General features: G+C 66.1%; 14 protein-coding genes. 7 read left to right on the top strand and 7 right to left on the bottom strand.

Going from position 1 to position 13,678, the window contains the following annotated elements; all coding sequences use genetic code 11:
- Positions 1 to 6 precede the first annotated feature (6 nt).
- Together petA and G342_RS24155 are read right to left on the bottom strand one after the other, a co-directional pair.
- Positions 7 to 567 (bottom strand): ubiquinol-cytochrome c reductase iron-sulfur subunit, encoded by a 561-nt coding sequence (petA, locus tag G342_RS0113750; RefSeq protein WP_026304426.1) that lies wholly within the window; start codon positions 565 to 567, stop codon positions 7 to 9.
- A gap of 213 nt (positions 568 to 780) precedes the next feature.
- Positions 781 to 1,329, bottom strand: coding sequence for a MarR family winged helix-turn-helix transcriptional regulator (locus G342_RS24155; protein ID WP_198010793.1), 549 nt, complete (start codon positions 1,327 to 1,329; stop codon positions 781 to 783).
- A 157-nt stretch (positions 1,330 to 1,486) separates the two neighbouring features.
- On the opposite strand from G342_RS24155, the gene G342_RS24150 reads away from it, so the two are divergent.
- Positions 1,487 to 1,879: an antibiotic biosynthesis monooxygenase family protein gene (locus G342_RS24150; RefSeq protein ID WP_018183733.1), complete on the top strand. Its 393-nt coding sequence runs from the start codon at positions 1,487 to 1,489 to the stop codon at positions 1,877 to 1,879.
- Between the two features lie 47 nt (positions 1,880 to 1,926).
- Here the strand turns inward: G342_RS24150 and G342_RS0113735 are convergent, their stop codons facing one another.
- Positions 1,927 to 3,762 (bottom strand): ABC transporter ATP-binding protein, encoded by a 1,836-nt coding sequence (locus tag G342_RS0113735; protein WP_018183732.1) that lies wholly within the window; start codon positions 3,760 to 3,762, stop codon positions 1,927 to 1,929.
- 421 nt (positions 3,763 to 4,183) lie between these two features.
- Entirely contained in the window at positions 4,184 to 6,034 is a 1,851-nt protein-coding gene (locus tag G342_RS0113725; protein WP_018183730.1) for an ABC transporter ATP-binding protein, read from the bottom strand.
- 63 nt (positions 6,035 to 6,097) lie between these two features.
- Here G342_RS0113725 and G342_RS0113720 point away from each other — a divergent pair, with 63 nt between their 5' ends.
- The 6 genes from G342_RS0113720 (at position 6,098) to G342_RS25325 (ending at position 10,928) form a co-directional block, all read left to right on the top strand.
- Entirely contained in the window at positions 6,098 to 6,595 is a 498-nt protein-coding gene (locus tag G342_RS0113720) for a tRNA (cytidine(34)-2'-O)-methyltransferase (RefSeq protein WP_018183729.1), read from the top strand.
- Entirely contained in the window at positions 6,582 to 7,469 is an 888-nt protein-coding gene (gene hemF / locus G342_RS0113715; RefSeq protein ID WP_425402225.1) for an oxygen-dependent coproporphyrinogen oxidase, read from the top strand. The genes G342_RS0113720 and hemF overlap by 14 nt, the downstream gene beginning before the upstream one ends.
- A 176-nt stretch (positions 7,470 to 7,645) precedes the next feature.
- Positions 7,646 to 8,524, top strand: coding sequence for an S-methyl-5'-thioadenosine phosphorylase (locus G342_RS0113710; RefSeq protein ID WP_018183727.1), 879 nt, complete (start codon positions 7,646 to 7,648; stop codon positions 8,522 to 8,524).
- A gap of 160 nt (positions 8,525 to 8,684) precedes the next feature.
- Positions 8,685 to 9,227, top strand: a complete 543-nt coding sequence (locus G342_RS0113705; protein WP_018183726.1) for an adenine phosphoribosyltransferase — start codon at positions 8,685 to 8,687, stop codon at positions 9,225 to 9,227.
- 1 nt (position 9,228) lies between these two features.
- A complete protein-coding gene (locus tag G342_RS0113700; protein WP_018183725.1) occupies positions 9,229 to 9,873 on the top strand; it encodes a glutathione S-transferase family protein in 645 nt (214 codons plus the stop codon).
- A 44-nt stretch (positions 9,874 to 9,917) separates the two neighbouring features.
- A complete protein-coding gene (locus tag G342_RS25325; RefSeq protein WP_018183724.1) occupies positions 9,918 to 10,928 on the top strand; it encodes a DUF4282 domain-containing protein in 1,011 nt (336 codons plus the stop codon).
- A gap of 77 nt (positions 10,929 to 11,005) precedes the next feature.
- Here G342_RS25325 and ychF read toward each other — a convergent pair whose 3' ends face one another.
- From ychF to G342_RS0113680, 3 genes are read right to left on the bottom strand one after another with little or no spacing between them, the layout of a single operon-like run.
- The gene (ychF, locus tag G342_RS0113690; RefSeq protein WP_018183723.1) at positions 11,006 to 12,100 is read right to left on the bottom strand and encodes a redox-regulated ATPase YchF; all 1,095 of its coding nucleotides are present in this window, start codon (positions 12,098 to 12,100) and stop codon (positions 11,006 to 11,008) included.
- An 8-nt stretch (positions 12,101 to 12,108) separates the two neighbouring features.
- The gene (gene pth, locus G342_RS24140) at positions 12,109 to 12,894 is read right to left on the bottom strand and encodes an aminoacyl-tRNA hydrolase (protein ID WP_018183722.1); all 786 of its coding nucleotides are present in this window, start codon (positions 12,892 to 12,894) and stop codon (positions 12,109 to 12,111) included.
- A gap of 39 nt (positions 12,895 to 12,933) precedes the next feature.
- Positions 12,934 to 13,560: a 50S ribosomal protein L25/general stress protein Ctc gene (locus tag G342_RS0113680; protein ID WP_018183721.1), complete on the bottom strand. Its 627-nt coding sequence runs from the start codon at positions 13,558 to 13,560 to the stop codon at positions 12,934 to 12,936.
- Positions 13,561 to 13,678: the final 118 nt, after the last annotated feature.

Raw genomic sequence — 13,678 nt, 5'->3', positions numbered from 1 at the left:
TCCCGATCAGCCGATCTTGATCTTGGTGTCGCTCAGGAACGAATAGACCGGAACGGCCATGTTCTCTGGAGCCGGACCACCGCGGATGCGGCCGGCCGTATCGTAGTGCGAGCCGTGGCAAGGGCAGAACCAGCCGCCGAATTCACCCTGCTGGCCAAGCGGAATGCAACCCAGATGGGTGCAGACATTGACCATCACGAACCAGTTTTCCTTGCCCGGCGCGGCGCGGTTTTCGTCGGTCGCCGGAGCGTCGAGCTGCAGGTTTGCGTTGCGGGCGACCGGGTCCTTCAGGTCGGACAGGGCGACGCTTTTCGCCTCGTCGATTTCCTTCTGGGTACGGTTGCGCACGACAACGGGCTTGCCGCGCCACTTGACGGTCAGCGTGTCGCCGGGCTGCAGCGCCGAAATGTCGACTTCCGTGGAAGCCAGAGCCAGCGCCGATGCGTCAGGATTCATCTGATTGATGAAGGGCCAGATAGCGGCGGCGACACCGACGGCGCCCACAGCGCCGGTCGCAATAAATAGAAAGTCGCGGCGGGTCGGTACTGCCGTAGCGGTTTCAGCCAAGATGATCCCCTCTCAGTCCTCGGAAGCGGGAGCTGCCGTCGTCATCGACCGTTTGCGTTGTGCACCAGAACGATGCCCAAGGCAGCCGGCCGAAAATAGATGGGAAAACCGCCATGGTCCCCATCTCTCAGATTAGAAGCTGTTTAGCCACCGACCGCGAGGAATGTCCAGAGAGCGGACACAGTATGCGCACATTGTCGCGGGACGGCGGGCTCAGCTACGGCCATCGGGACGAGCGATCGACGAAAACCGCGTCAACAGACGGGCAAAATCGCTGAGGTCCTGTTCCGACCAATCGCGGAAATGCTCCAGAAGCAGAGCATGCTTGTAATTTCGCGAGCTGGCAACCAGCGCCGCCCCCAGCTCGGTCAGCTGCAGGGCGCTGCGGCGGGCGTCGTCGGGTGATGCGACTCGCCCGACAAGCCCCGCCGCCACGGCTTCGCGCACGAGGCGACTCGCCTGGGAGGGGTCGACACCCATCTCCTGCGCGACGACGCCGATCGAGACGACGTCCGGCGAGTTCGCGCTCCCGCCGGCGATCGCGTGCAGAACCTCGACCAGGCTGGGGTCGATGTCGGCGCCGAGATCGGCAAGCACCCGCCGGCCGAGCGATTGCCGCGCCATGCTACGCCGGATGCGCCCGAGCGCGGCATCAATCAGCTCGATGCCGTCGGCGCGCTCGGGCTCACGCTCCAGCCGTTCGAGCGCATCGGCCCCCAAGCGGCCGATGCGGCGCCGGGATTCGTCATCAAGGTTCGTCATGGTGCGATCTTGCATCGGGTCCGGCCGTCGACGCAAAGCGATTTCCCCGTCGTCGAAAGCTCTCTTGTTATATATGCATGACTCATGCATATAATTGGAATGAGCGGGGCTGAGATCGCCCCTTCCTTCCGACGACTTCCGCCAACAGGAGATAGCCATGAGCGACCCCGTTGTCTTCCAGGATGCTTCTTCTATCAGCGACGCTCCCCGGAGTGATGGAGCGGCGTCTGCCCGGCCGCTCTACCGGGTCGACAAATTCATCGTGCCGGCGGAAGCCCGCGACGAGTTCCTCGCGCGTGTTCGCGACACCCACGGGGTCCTGCGCCGGCAGGAGGGTTTCGTCCGCGACCTGATCCTCGAGCAGCAATCGGGGCCGGGGGCCTTCAACATCGTCACGGTGGTGGAATGGGCGAATGAGGATGTCGTCGGCCGGGTCAGCGAGGCGGTGGCGAAATACCATGCCGCAATCGGCTTCGACCGGAACGAGACGCTGGCGCGGCTCGGCATCACGGCGGATATCGCGAACTACGCGCCACTCGCGGCCGCCTGATCGGGATGCAGGGACGGGGAGGGCGATTGGCCCACCCCGCCCGTACCTCAGGCGGTCGCCATGTCGAGGAAGCCGCCCGACTGCCGGCGCCACAGGCTGGCATAGAGACCGTCGTGCCGGAGCAGCTGGTCGTGACTGCCGGTCTCGACGATGTGCCCTTGATCGAGCACGATCAGGCGGTCCATCGCGGCGATGGTCGAGAGGCGGTGGGCGATCGCGATCACCGTCTTGCCGGCCATCAGTTCGGTGAAGCTCTCCTGGATCGCCGCCTCAACCTCCGAGTCGAGCGCCGATGTCGCCTCGTCGAGGACGAGGATCGGCGCGTCCTTCAGCAGCACGCGGGCGATGGCGATGCGCTGCCGCTGGCCGCCCGACAGCTTGACGCCGCGTTCGCCGACATGGGCGTCGAGCCCGGTCCGTCCCTTCGGATCGGAGAGGCCGGCGATGAAGCCGTCGGCATGCGCGAGCCGGGCCGCCCGCACGACCGCTTCCTCGGACGCATCGGGGCGGCCGTAGAGAATGTTGTCGCGGACCGAGCGGTGCAGCAGCGAGGTGTCCTGCGTGACGAGGCCGATCTGCTGGCGCAGGCTGTCCTGCGTCACGTCGGCGACGTTCTGCCCGTCGATCAGCACCCGCCCGCTCTCGACGTCGTAGAAGCGGAGCAGCAGGTTGACCAGCGTCGACTTGCCGGCGCCGGAGCGGCCGACCAGGCCGACCTTCTCGCCGGGACGGATGGTGAAGGTGAGGTCCTCGATGATGCCGCCCGCCTTGCCATAGTGGAAGCGGACATTCTCGAAGCGGATCTCACCCTTGTCGGCGACGAGCGGCTTGGCGCCCGGCTTGTCGAGCAGTTCATAGGGGCGGGCAATCGTCTCCAGCCCCTCCTGCACGGTGCCCATCTGCTCGAAGATACCGACCGCCACCCACATGATCCAGCCGGACATGTTGGTGATGCGGATGGCGAGGCCGGCCGCGACGGCGATCGCGCCGAGGGTGAGGGCGTTGAACGACCAGAGCCAGACGGCGAGCGAGCCCGTCGCCATCACCAGCAAGCCGTTCAGGCTCGACACCGTGGCGTTCATCGCCGTGATCAGGCGCGTCTCGTCCTTGAAGGCGGCGGTGTGCTCGACCAGCGCCTCCTTGGCATAGTCGTCCTCGCGCTCCGGATGGGCGAACAGCTTCACCGTCTGGACGTTGGTGTAGCTGTCGACGATGCGGCCAGTCAGCTGCGAGCGCATCTCCGACATGATCGTCGAGCGGTCGCGGATGCGCGGCACGAACCAGGCCAGCGTCGCGATATAGGCGACGATCCAGAGCAGCAGCGGCATCGCCAGCCGCCAGTCTGCGCTCCAGAAGATCACCAGCGCCGAACCCGCGAAGATCGTCACGAACCAGAGCGCGTCGATGACCTGCACCACCGATTCGCGCAGCGCCGGACCGGTCTGCACGATCTTCGAGGCGATGCGGCCGGCGAAGTCGTTGGCGAAGAAGGTGATCGACTGGCGCATGACGTAGTGATGCGTCTGCCAGCGGATCAGATTGGTGAAGTTCGGCGCGATCGTCTGCTGGTTGACCAGGTCATGCGCCAGTGCCGCCAGAGGACGGGCGATGACGATGACGAAACCCATCCATAGGAAGGTCGGGCCGTAATCGGCGAGGATCTCGCTCGGCGTCGTCGCCTTCAGGAGATCGACGATCGAACCGATATAGCGAAGCATCGCGATCTCGATCAGCGACACGACGAGGCCGATCGCCATCAGGATCAGCAGGAAAGGCCAGATCTGCCGGCAGTATCGCCAGTAGAAACCGAGCAAGGTCGCCGGCGGCATGCTGTCGTCGTGGCTCTTGAACGGATCGATCAGGGATTCGAAATAGCGGAACATGGGAATGTCCAGAGTTTGGATGCTGGACCGCGCCTGGCCGCGCGGCGGAGAAACGGAAGTCGAGGCGCGCGGCTCCGGCGGGAGACGGCCGTCATCCGGAAGCGCGATGAGCCTTGGGGGAGCGGTGAACCGACGCGTTCCGAGGTAGGTTCGGACGGTTCAGTCGATCGGGAGCAGGAGCGTCAGGAGGCGGCGTTGGCCGTCTGACGGAGGCAGATCGCAGGCCGGATGTGCATAGGGACCAATTCCATCCAACCCTCCTGGATCTGCGTTGCGGCGCGTGGCGCGGCAACTGGTGCGAAGACGTCCTTCATAGACACAATCGGCGCGTCGATCTGCTGACATTGCAGCTCGGTCGGACGTTTCGATGCGACTTGTTGCCGAAGTGCGACAGTTTGACCGACTGGCGCCGTCAGGCGCTCTATTCCGCCGCGATCTCGTGCGGGGTGTTGTCGCCGAGAAAGCCGCCGGACTGGCGCGCCCAGAGCGAGGCGTAGAGGCCCTGCGCGGCCAGCAGTTCCTGATGCGTGCCGGTTTCGACGATGCGGCCTTCGTCCATGACGACGAGCCGGTCCATCGCAGCGATGGTCGAGAGGCGGTGCGCGATCGCGATCACCGTCTTGTCGGCCATCAGCGTTTCGAGCTGCTCCTGGATCACCGCCTCGATCTCGGAGTCGAGCGCCGAGGTGGCTTCGTCGAGCACGAGGATCGGCGCGTCCTTGAGAAGTACGCGGGCAATGGCGATGCGCTGGCGCTGGCCGCCCGAAAGCTTGACGCCGCGCTCGCCGACATGGGCGTCATAGCCGGTGCGGCCGCGCGGATCGGAAAGGCCCTCGATGAACACATCCGCCGCCGCTTGGCGCGCCGCGGCCCTGACCGCCGCATCGTCGGCGTCCGGCCGGCCATAACGGATATTGTCGCGCACCGAGCGGTTCAGCAGCGCCGTATCCTGGGTGACGACGCCGATGGCGGCGCGCAGCGATCCTTGCGTGACGGTCGAGATGTCCTGACCGTCGATCCGGATCGCGCCGCCCTCAAGGTCGTAGAGGCGGAGCAGCAGGCTCACCATGGTCGTCTTGCCGGCGCCCGAGCGACCGACCAGGCCGATGCGCTCGCCGGGCTTCACCGTGAGATCGACGCCGCGCAGGACGGGTGTCTTGCCGCCATAGTTGAAGACGACCTTGTCGAAGACGATCTCGCCCTTGGAGACGACCAGATCCGGCGCGTCCGGCTGGTCGATCAGCCCATGCGGGCGGGCGATCGTGCGCATGCCGTCCTCGACCGTGCCGACATTGTCGAACAGGCCGGTCAGCGTCATCATCACCCGGCCGGACATCACGGTGAGGCGCATGACGAGGCCGAGCGCCACCGCCGTCTCGCCGGCGCTGATCGAGCCGCGCATCCACAGCACCACCGCCGCGGCGCCCGTCGCGCCGATCAGCAGCGCGTTGGTGAACTGCATCAGGATGGAGAGCGTGGTGAGCAGGCGATTCTGGTCGAGCATCCGGCCCGTCTGCTCGGCGATGGCGTTGCGGGCGGAATCCTCCTCACGGCCGTCGCGGGCAAACAGCTTCACCGTCTGGATGTTGCCGTAGATGTCGGCGAGCTTGCCGGTCAGAAGCGAGCGCGCCTCGGAGGCGGCGGCGGCGCGCTTGCGCACGCGCGGCACGAACACATAGGCGAGGACGGCGAGCAGCACGACCCAGATCGCCAGCGGCACCGCCATCAGCAGGCTGACATCGGCGAAAATGAAGAAGGCCGAGACGATGAAGACCGAGATGACCCAGAGCGCGTCGATCACCTGGGTGATCGACTGCGTCAGCGCCGATCCGGTCTGCACGATCTTGGTCACGATACGGCCGGAGAAATCGTTCTGGAAGAACGAGTAGGACTGGCCGACGACATGCAGATGGTTCAGCCAGCGCACGCGGGCGGTCAGCGCCGGCGGCAGGGTCTGGTTCGACAATACGGTTTGGATGGCATTGACGAGCGGGCGCAGGACGACGACGACGAGCGCCATGCCGGCCAGTTGCCAGCCATGCTCGGCCAGGAAAATGCCGGGTTGGCCTGACGTCATCAGGTCGACCAGCCGGCCGACATAGGAATAGATCGCGACTTCGGCCAGCGATACGGCGAGGCCGGCCGCCATCAGGGCCACGACATAGGGCCAGACCGGCATCAGGAAATGCCGGTAGAAGGCGAGCAGGCCGGTCGGCGGATCGCTTTCTTCCGGGACGAAAGGATCGATCAGATGTTCAAAGTAGCGGAGCATTCCCGATCCTGTATCACCATTGCCGCGACCCTGCCGCGCCAACCTGCTTGAGATGAAGGCGATATGCCCCGCATTGCGCTCTACCAGCCCGACATCCCCCACAATACGGGCGCCATCCTGCGCTTCGCCGCCTGTGTCGGGGTGGAGGTGGATATCATCGAGCCGGCCGGCTTCGACCTTTCCGATCGCGGCCTGAAACGGGCCGGCATGGACTATGTGGAGCGCGCGGCGCTGCGGCGCCACATTTCTTTCGCCGCCTTCGAGGATTGGCGGGCGGGAGAGGGCTCCCGGCTCGTGCTGCTGTCGACCCGGGCCGAGCAGGCCTATACGGATTTTGCCTTTCGCGCCGATGATGTGCTGCTGTTCGGTCGCGAGAGCGCCGGCGTGCCCGAATCGGTGCATGAACGGGCCGGGGCGCGACTGATCGTCCCGATGCGGCCGGGATTGCGCTCGATCAATCTCGCCATGACGGTCGCCATGGTAACCGGCGAGGCGTTGCGACAGACCGGCGGCCTGCCGGGCGCACCCGCTGTTGAGGAAGATGGAAATGGCATTGCCTGACGCACTCGAGGACAAGAAGGCTCGCGCGAGCTCCTGGTTCGCCGAATTGCAGGGACGCATCATCGCCGCCTTCGAGGCGCTGGAGGACGCGGCATCGCCCGCACTCTATGGCGACAAGGTCGGCCGGTTCGAGCGCAAGCCGTGGAAGCGCACCGACCACACCGGCGCGCCCGGCGGCGGCGGCACGATGGCGCTGATGCATGGCCGCCTGTTCGAGAAGGTCGGCGTCCATGTCTCGACCGTGCATGGCACTTTCGCCCCCGAATTCGCCAGGGAAATGCCGGGTGCCGCCGAGGATCCGCGCTTCTGGGCGGCGGGCATCTCGTTGATCGCGCACATGACCAATCCGAATGTCCCGGCCGTGCACATGAATACGCGCATGGTGGTGACGACCAAGCAGTGGTTCGGCGGCGGCGCTGACCTGACGCCGGTGCTCGATCGCCGGCGGACGCAGGAAGATCCGGACAGCATCGCCTTCCACGCCGCCATGCAGGGCGCCTGCGATCGTCATCCGGTCGCCGATTACGAGCGCTACAAGGCGTGGTGCGACGACTATTTCTTCTTGAAGCACCGCAACGAGCCGCGCGGCATTGGCGGCATCTTCTATGACGGCCATAATTCCGGCGACTGGGACGCCGATTTCGCCTTCACCCAGGATGTCGGCATCAGCTTCCTGGCTGCCTATGACGCGGCGGTGCGCGCCAATATGGACCAGAGCTGGACCGAGGCCGACCGCGAGGAGCAGCTGATCCGGCGCGGCCGCTACGTCGAGTTCAACCTGCTCTACGATCGCGGCACGATCTTCGGCCTGCGCACCGGCGGCAACATCGATTCGATCCTGTCGTCGATGCCGCCCGTGGTGAAGTGGCCGTAGGGTGCGCTTCTTATTTCGCAAGGGAGAGCCGGCCCGACTGAGGGGCCGGTCCTCCGTGCCTCAAATGATCACCCGCCGCAGCCCGCACTCGCCGTCATCCCGCGCCAATCCCGCTTGAGCTCGGCCGGACCCTTTGCGATCCTCCTCCCTCCACGAGACAGGACAGGTGGCGATCCATGACCAAGGCGGTTCTCGGCATCATCGGCGGGTCGGGGCTCTATGACCTGCCCGGCCTCGAAGGGGCGGAATGGCGGCCCGTCGAGAGCCCCTGGGGGCAGCCCTCGGACCAGCTCCGGTTCGGTCGCATCGGCGCGACGGAAATCGTCTTCCTGCCGCGCCATGGCCGCGGCCACCGCCTGTCTCCCTCCGGCATCGACTACCGCGCCAATATCGACGTGCTGAAGCGGGCGGGCGTCACCGATCTCGTTTCCGTCTCGGCCGTCGGGTCGCTGAAGCAGGAACTCTTTCCCGGCGATTTCGTCATCGTCGACCAGTTCATCGACAAGACGGTGGCGCGGCCGTCGAGCTTCTTCGGCAATGGCTGCGTCGCGCATGTCTCGATGGCGCATCCGGTGGCGCCGCGCCTGGTCGACCAGATCCGCCGCGCCGCCGAGGCCGAGGCGATCGAGCACCATGTCGGCGGCACCTATGTCTGCATGGAGGGGCCGCAATTCTCCTCCGCCGCCGAGTCGCATCTGCATCGCAGCTGGGGCGCCTCGGTGATCGGCATGACCAACATGCCGGAGGCGAAGCTCGCCCGCGAAGCGGAGATTTCCTACGCCACCATCGCCATGGTCACCGACTATGATTGCTGGCATCCCGGACATGAGGCTGTAACGGTCGAGCAGGTGATCCAAGTGCTCGGCGACAACCGCGACAGGGCGCAGCGCCTGGTCGCCCGGCTGGCGCGCGATTTCCCGGCCGAGCACGAGCCCTGTCCGATCGGCTCCGATCGCGCGCTCGACCATGCCATCATGACGGCGCCGCCGGCGCGCGACCCCGCCCTGCTGGCCAAGCTCGACGCAGTCGCCGGGCGGGTCCTTGCACGGTCGTGAGGCCTCGTCGTCCGTTGCTTCTCGGGGCTTCCGCTGCCCGGTCGCCCCGGTCACGCGGAACGGCTGCGCGCCTTGACGCGTTATTCGCCGTCTTCGAACTGGACGCGGACGCCAAGCTGGGGCAAGCCTACGGCATCTCCGCAGACATCTGAAAGTCACCATGACCTCAGCCTTGAACGAAATCGCGGCTTCGATCCGCACGATCGTGGACTATCCGAAGCCCGGCATCCAGTTCCGCGATATCACGACGCTGCTCGGCAATGCGCGGGCGTTCCGCCGCACGATCGATGAGTTGGTGCAGCCCTGGGCCGGCGCCAAGATCGACCAGGTGGCGGGGATCGAGGCGCGGGGGTTCATCATCGGCGGCGCCGTCGCCCACCAGTTGTCGGCGGGCTTCGTGCCGATCCGCAAGAAGGGCAAGCTGCCCTACGAGACGGTCAGCATGTCCTACGCGCTCGAATACGGCACGGACGAGATGGAGATGCATGTCGACGCCGTCGGCAAGGGCGACCGGGTCATCCTGGTCGACGACCTGATCGCCACCGGCGGCACGGCCGAGGGCGCGGTCAAGCTGCTGCGCAATCGGGGCGCCATCGTCGAGGCTGCCTGCTTCATCATCGACCTGCCCGAGCTCGGCGGTGCGGCCAAGCTGCGCGCGCTCGATGTTCCGGTGCGCACGCTGGTTTCCTTCGAAGGGCACTGACATGCCGCACTTCACCATCGTCATCGGCACGCGCCACTGGTCCAGCTGGTCGATGCGGCCCTGGCTGGCGCTACGCCAGACCGGCGCGCCCTTCGACGAAGTCGTGCTGTCGCATCGCACCCCCGCCGGCAAGGCCGAGGCGGTGGCGATGGGGCCGACGGGCATGGTGCCGCTGCTGATCGATCGTCGCGGCCAGGTGCCGGTCAAGGTCTGGGATTCGCTGGCGATCTGCGAATATCTGGCCGAATGCTACCCCGAGGCCGGTCTTTGGCCCGCCGATCGTGTTGCCCGCGCCACCGCCCGCTCTATCTCTGCCGAGATGCATTCGGGCTTCCGGCCGTTGAGGATGGCTCTGGCGATGGATCTGTTCGAGCATTTGCCTGGCGTTGGGCTCGACGAGCCGGGTGTAGCCGCCGACATTGCGCGTATCGATTCGATTTTCCGGGATTGCCGCACGGCCTATGGGCTCGATGGCCCGTATCTGTTCGGTCAGTTCACCATCGCGGATGCCATGTTTGCCCCGGTCGTCAGCCGTATCCGAACCTATGAACCCAAAATGTCCGAGCTTGCCGGTGAATATGTTGCCACAATGCTGGGCGATGCCGGGTTCAGGGCTTGGGAAGATGCGGCGCGTCGTGAATTGTGAGACCCTGACGCGTGTCGTCTCGGCGTGTTTCTTAGGATGACGGAATGATCTCTTTTCTCGACCTCTTCAAATGGGATCGGTTCGTCGCAACGTCGTTTATCGAACTGCTGTTCTGGCTGCTCGCAGCGATCGCGGTTCTCTTCGGCGTTTCGGGCCTGATCGGCGGGATCACGCTGGCTTCCGTGGATCCGGCCGGCGGATTGCTGGCGATCGCGGTCAGCATCATCGGCGGATTTGCCGGCATCGTTGCCGCGCGGGTCGCCTGTGAAGCCGTCATCATGCTCTTCCGTGTCAACGAGAACCTGATGGACATCCGCGACAATCTCGGTGCCATCGAACGTCATGCGCCAGTGCCGGCGGCGGCGCCCTTGGCCGCCGTTGCGCCGGTCGCTCCGGAGCTGTCGTTCGCCGAGGTTCTCGAGGTGGCGTTGTCCGAGCCGATGGACGTCGGCCCAATCGGGGCTGGCGAGGGCCGCAGGGGCGATACCCGGTCGGCCGAGGCACGTTCCGCCGAGACGAGTTCGCTCGAGGCCCGCCTGGCCGATATCCGCGCCCGTCGCGAAAGCGTCAGCGCTACGGCGCGTGCCGCCGAGCCGGCTCCCGCGGTGTCGCGTCCGCCAGCCGCGTCCGCTGGCACCAAGGCGCATCTGGAGGAACCTGCCGCCCCGGCCTGGGTTGCACCGCCGCATGTAGAGCCCTCCGTGGACGGGAAGCCGGCCGAAGCGCGATCGGCGGCACCAGATGTCCGGCCCGCTACCGGCCCGCGGATTGCGGAAGCCAGGCAGGCCGAAAGCCGCAAGGTGGAGGCGCGCAAGCCGGTTGCAAAGGACGAGACGCCGGCCGCAGAGCGCAAGCCTGCCGATCCCGCTTCCGGCACTCCGCCTGTGGCCGAGCCACGGCCTGCCGGCGCGAAGTCGAAGGATGCCGCGACGGAGGACGCCAAGGCTGTTGCCGAAAAGCTCGTCGACGATGCTAGCAAGGTGCTGGCACGAGAGGCCGAGGCGACGGTCGACGCCGCCGCGCCCGCGAAGTCGAAGGCGCATGACGCGGCCTGAACCCTTCGAGTTATGGACTCGACAAAAAAAGCCCGGCGAACGCGTTCGCCGGGCTTTTTCGATTGGGTCCGTCTGCCTCAGGTATTGAAGCGGAACAGCAGCACGTCGCCGTCGGCGACGACATAGTCCTTGCCTTCGTCGCGGGCGCGGCCGGCTTCCTTGGCGCCGGCCTCACCGCCGAGGCGGATATAGTCGTCGAACGCGATTGTCTGGGCGCGGATGAAGCCGCGCTCGAAATCGGAATGGATCACGCCGGCGGCCTGCGGCGCCTTGGTGCCCTTGGTGATCGTCCAGGCGCGGGCTTCCTTCGGGCCGACCGTGAAATAGGTGATCAGGCCGAGCAAATCGTAGCCGGCGCGGATCAGCCGGTCGAGGCCGGGCTCCTCGAGGCCGAGCGTCTCCAGGAACTCTTCCTGCTCGGCGGCGTCCAACTGGGCAATCTCGGCCTCGATGGCGGCGGAGATCGTCACGCAGCCGGCGCCCTGCGCCTTGGCCATGTCGGCGACGCGGGCCGAATGGGCGTTGCCGGTCGCGGAAGCGGATTCCTCGACATTGCAGACATAGAGGACAGGTTTCGACGTCAGCAGGTTGAGCGCGTTGAAGGCGGCGCGGTCGTCGTCCGAAACCTGGATCAGGCGAGCGGGCTTGCCTTCGCGCAGCAGCTCAAGCGCTGCATCCATCAGCACGACCTGGGCCTTGGCTTCCTTGTCCGTGGCGGCGCGTTTGCGCAGCGGCGTGACGCGACGCTCCAGGCTGTCGAGGTCGGCCAGCATCAGTTCAGTCTCGACCGTCTCGGCATCGGCGACGGGATCGACGCGGCCTTCGACGTGGGTGACGTCGCCGTCCTCGAAGCAGCGCAGCACATGCGCGATGGCATCGACTTCGCGGATATTGGCAAGGAACTGGTTGCCCAGGCCTTCACCCTTCGAAGCGCCCCGCACCAGGCCGGCGATGTCGACGAAGGTCAGGCGGGTCGGCACGATCTGCTGCGACTTGCCGACTTCCGCCAGCTTGTCGAGGCGCGGATCGGGAACGGCGACCTCGCCGGTGTTCGGCTCGATGGTGCAGAAGGGATAGTTCGCCGCCTGCGCCGCCGCCGTCTTGGTCAGCGCGTTGAAAAGGGTCGACTTGCCGACATTCGGCAGGCCGACGATCCCGCATTTGAAGCCCATGATGTTCCTTACTCGTCCTTGACGCCGAAGAGGCGCTTCAGCCCTGCCGCAAACGGCCCGCCGGCTGGCGGCGAGGCTGGTGAAGTGGAGGCGACGGCCGGTTGGCCGCCCTTGTCCGGCTGTCCCGCGTTCGCCGTGGCGACCGCCTTGGCCGGAGTGTCCGTACCGGCCGCTTTGGCCGGCTTGTCAGCCTTGTTGTCGGCCTTGGCAGTCTTGGCCGGCTTCTCGGGTTCGAGGCTGCGGTGCAGCCGGTTGCCGAAGGTGCTGTCCTTGCCGTCCGCGAGCAGCGCCGCATTGTCGGCGATGGCGTCGAGCAGGGGGTTGATCCACTCGCCGTCGACCTTGGCGAAATCGCGCAGAACGTAGCCGTGCACGAGTTCCTTCGAACCCGGATGGCCGATGCCGAGCCGCAGCCGGCGATAGTCTTCGCCGATATGGGCGCTGATCGAACGCAGGCCGTTGTGACCGCCATGGCCGCCGCCGGTCTTCATCCGGATCTTGGCCGCCGGCAGGTCGAGTTCGTCATGCATGACGACGATGTCGGCGTTCGGGATCTTGTGGAAGCGGGCCGCCTCGCCGACGGCGCGGCCGCTCTCGTTCATATAGGTCTGGGGCTTCATCAGCAGCGTCTTGCGGCCGGCGAGCGTGCCCTCGGAGACCAGCGCCTGGAAACGCGAGCGCCAGGGGCTGAAGCCATGGCGGCGGTGGATCGCATCCGCCGCCATGAAGCCGATATTGTGCCGGTTGAGCGCGTATTGGCTGCCCGGGTTACCGAGACCGACAATGAGGAGCATCGTGCTTCCCCCACGCTGAACCGGAGAGAGGACCGAAGCTTACGCCTTGGCGGCGGGGGCGGCTTCCGTAGCCGCGGCTTCGCCTTCTTCGCTCTTCAGGCCAGCCGGAGCCGCGATCGTGGCGATCGTGAAGTCACGCTCGGAGACGATCGGGGTGACGCCAGCCGGCAGCTTGACGGCGGAGATGTGGACCGCGTCGTTGATCTCGAGGCCGGTCAGGTCAACGACGATGTGATCCGGGATCGAATCGGCGGGGACCGTCGCGTCGATGTCGTGGCGAACGATGTTCAGCACACCACCGCGCTTCAGGCCCGGCGACTTCTCTTCGTTGATGAACTGCACGGGGATCTGGACGTGCAGGGTCGAGCCAGCGGAGACGCGCAGGAAATCGACGTGGATCGGCTGATCGGTGACCGGATCGAGCGCGTAGTCGCGCGGGATCACGTTGATCTTCTGGCCGTCGACGTTGATGGTCGCGATCGTGGTCAGGAAGCCGCCGCCATGGAGCTTCATGAAGATCGTCTTGTGGTCCAGCTCGATCGCCAGAGGAGCCTGCTTGTTGCCGTAGATTACGGCCGGAATCTTGCCTTCGCGACGCGACGCCCGGGCGGCCCCCTTGCCCACGCGGTTGCGGACAGAGGCCGTGAGCTCGTAAGTATTGCTCATCGGTATTCTCCTTGTGTGAAACAGAAAAAGGCCGCGGTGCCTCCAGGGGTGTCGGCGCGGCCGGCGTCCTTATAGACGAGGCCGATCCATGGAACAAGCTGCGCAGGCCCATGAAGCG

The organism is Kaistia granuli DSM 23481, assembly GCF_000380505.1.
Classification (GTDB): Bacteria; Pseudomonadota; Alphaproteobacteria; order Rhizobiales; family Kaistiaceae; genus Kaistia; species Kaistia granuli.
Note: the sequence above shows the minus strand (reverse complement) of the source record. Positions and strands in the feature narration are given on the sequence as shown.

What these genes read in the sequence shown, in the direction of transcription:
- G342_RS24155 (WP_198010793.1), bottom strand. Translation starts at nt 1,329, where the DNA reads ATGACGAACCTTGATGACGAATCCCGGCGCCGCATCGGCCGCTTGGGG.
- G342_RS24150 (WP_018183733.1), top strand. Translation starts at nt 1,487, where the DNA reads ATGAGCGACCCCGTTGTCTTCCAGGATGCTTCTTCTATCAGCGACGCT.
- G342_RS0113735 (WP_018183732.1), bottom strand. Translation starts at nt 3,762, where the DNA reads ATGTTCCGCTATTTCGAATCCCTGATCGATCCGTTCAAGAGCCACGAC.
- G342_RS0113725 (WP_018183730.1), bottom strand. Translation starts at nt 6,034, where the DNA reads ATGCTCCGCTACTTTGAACATCTGATCGATCCTTTCGTCCCGGAAGAA.
- G342_RS0113720 (WP_018183729.1), top strand. Translation starts at nt 6,098, where the DNA reads ATGCCCCGCATTGCGCTCTACCAGCCCGACATCCCCCACAATACGGGC.
- hemF (WP_425402225.1), top strand. Translation starts at nt 6,582, where the DNA reads ATGGCATTGCCTGACGCACTCGAGGACAAGAAGGCTCGCGCGAGCTCC.
- G342_RS0113710 (WP_018183727.1), top strand. Translation starts at nt 7,646, where the DNA reads ATGACCAAGGCGGTTCTCGGCATCATCGGCGGGTCGGGGCTCTATGAC.
- G342_RS0113705 (WP_018183726.1), top strand. Translation starts at nt 8,685, where the DNA reads ATGACCTCAGCCTTGAACGAAATCGCGGCTTCGATCCGCACGATCGTG.
- G342_RS0113700 (WP_018183725.1), top strand. Translation starts at nt 9,229, where the DNA reads ATGCCGCACTTCACCATCGTCATCGGCACGCGCCACTGGTCCAGCTGG.
- G342_RS25325 (WP_018183724.1), top strand. Translation starts at nt 9,918, where the DNA reads ATGATCTCTTTTCTCGACCTCTTCAAATGGGATCGGTTCGTCGCAACG.
- ychF (WP_018183723.1), bottom strand. Translation starts at nt 12,100, where the DNA reads ATGGGCTTCAAATGCGGGATCGTCGGCCTGCCGAATGTCGGCAAGTCG.
- pth (WP_018183722.1), bottom strand. Translation starts at nt 12,894, where the DNA reads ATGCTCCTCATTGTCGGTCTCGGTAACCCGGGCAGCCAATACGCGCTC.
- G342_RS0113680 (WP_018183721.1), bottom strand. Translation starts at nt 13,560, where the DNA reads ATGAGCAATACTTACGAGCTCACGGCCTCTGTCCGCAACCGCGTGGGC.